The following is a 2,084-nucleotide window of genomic DNA, read 5'->3' on the forward strand; positions in this document are numbered from 1 at the left end:
CGGTTCAGATTGAAAGCACTTCCGATCGGGCCTTGCTGCGACAGAGCAGCATGGCTGCGGTGGATTTGCCGGGGACTTGCGATGGGGCACGTAGGTCGGCATCGAAAAGGACAGCGCCTTTTTCCTCTCCAGCCAAGGTGAGCGCGTCGCTGCCGAACGGCGTGACGTTGACGCTGGAATGCGGTGATGTGGATGCGTTGACGGCGACCATCGGAGCACTGGGTCATGTTCAGACTGGGCGCTGACCTGAAAGTCTACCTGCACCGCGAGCCGATCGACTTCCGGGCCGGCATCAACAGCCTTGCGGTTCTGGTCCAAGAGACGATGGCGCTCGATCCGTTTGCTCCGGCGGTTTTTGCGTTCTGCAATCGCCGTCGCGACCGGATGAAGCTCCTGTTCTTCGATCGGTCGGGCTTTGTGCTGGTCCTGAAGCGGCTGACCGAGGACAAGTTCCGGTGGCCGCGCCGGGAGGCAGCGGTGGTCACGCTTACGACCGAGCAATTGCACTGGATCCTCGACGGCATCGACATCGATGCGATGGTCCGCCATCCGGTGCGGCAATATCAGGTTGCGGGTTGAGGGCTCTCGAATTGAGCGGTTGACGCGGCGGCATGCTTTCGATTCAAGAATCTGATGAATCGACCCGGCGAACCGACTGTTGAAGCGTTGATGGCGCGTATTGCTGCGCTGCAGGCGCAGAACCGTCAACTCACCGAACGCGTCGTCAAACTCGAGGAAGAGCTGGCGCTTGCACGACTGCATCGTTTTGCGCCGCGCAGTGAAAAGCACATTGACCGCCTCTTCAATGAAGCCGAACAGGCCGCGGATGAGGACGCCGCCGACAACGAAGATGGCGGCGTCGTTGTCCTGCCGGACACGGGCTTGCCGGCGAGCGAAGGGGCGACGGGAAAGAAGCGCGGCCGCAAGGCCTTGCCGGAAAACCTGCCGCGCGAGCGCGTCGAGTATGACCTTCCCGACGATCAGAAGGCTTGTCCTTGCTGCCGTCACCAGATGCATCGCATGGGCGAGGCCGTTACCGAGCAACTTCATATCGAGGTGAAGGCGAAGGTCCTGCAGAATGTGCGGTTCAAATATGCTTGCCGTCATTGCGACCGTACCGGCATCAACACGCCGGTCGTGACCGCGCCGATGCCCGCGCAACCCTTGCCGGGCAGCATCGCCACGGCTTCGACGCTGGCCTTCGCGCTCGTTCACAAATACGTCGACGGCACACCGCTTTACCGCTTGGCGCAGGCCTTCGAGCGCGCGGGCGTTCCTGTCAGCCGTGGCGCTCTGGGTCACTGGGTGATCGGCTCGAGCGAAAAGCATCTCGCCCGCATCTATGAGGTGCTGAAGCTGCGGCTCAGATCGCAGCCCCTCATCCATGGCGACGAGACCACGGTCCAGGTGCTGAAGGAAATGGACAGAGAGGCCACCAGCACCTCGTACATGTGGGCATACCGGAGCGGCCACGACAGTGACGAGCCGATCGTGCTGCTCGATTATCAGCCGGGTCGCGGCCAGATACACCCGCAGACCTTCTTGGGCGATTACCGCGGCATCGTGATGAGCGACGGTTATTCCGCCTGGCGCACGCTGGAAGGGGCAACGCATCTTGGCTGCATGGCCCATTCCAGGCGGCGCTTCGTCGATGCCCTAAAGGCGAGGAAGAAAGGCGGCGGCCCGCCGGAACAGGCGCTCCGGTTCTTCGAACAGCTCTATCGGGTTGAAAGGCAGGCGCGGAACGAAATCCCCGATGACGGCGAAACGCGAGATGACTGCATTCGCCGCTTCCGCCAGCAACATAGTGTCCCGATCCTCCAGGCTCTCAAGGCATGGCTCGACGACATCGCCCCAAAAGTCTTGCCGGACAGCAAGCTCGGCGACGCCGTCTCCTACACCCTGAACCAATGGGGATATCTGACTCGTTACACCGAGGACGGCAGCATGCCGATCGACAACAATCTTCTCGAGCGTGACATCAGAATCTTTGCCACTGGCCGGAAAAGTTGGCTGTTCAGCGATACCGTCGACGGAGCCAGGGCCAGCGCCGTCATCTACAGCCTGATGTTGACCTGCCGCGC

At 61.7% G+C, this 2,084-nt stretch carries 2 protein-coding genes and 1 pseudogene; all 3 read left to right on the forward strand.

The genetic code is table 11. From position 1 onward, the window contains the following. Positions 1-245 (forward strand): annotated as a pseudogene (locus tag NKH49_RS34590) (IS66-like element accessory protein TnpA); the annotation flags it as partial. Then, positions 226-579 (forward strand): IS66 family insertion sequence element accessory protein TnpB, encoded by a 354-nt coding sequence (gene tnpB / locus NKH49_RS34595; protein ID WP_014761846.1) that lies wholly within the window; start codon positions 226-228, stop codon positions 577-579. The pseudogene NKH49_RS34590 and the gene tnpB, both read left to right, overlap by 20 nt. Positions 580-633: 54 nt before the next feature. Continuing rightward, positions 634-2,084: IS66 family transposase (tnpC, locus tag NKH49_RS34600; protein ID WP_352930154.1), on the forward strand; the 1,451-nt coding region annotated here is incomplete at its 3' end.

Source organism: Mesorhizobium sp. M1088 (assembly GCF_040318575.1).
In the GTDB taxonomy this organism is placed as follows: Bacteria; Pseudomonadota; Alphaproteobacteria; order Rhizobiales; family Rhizobiaceae; genus Mesorhizobium.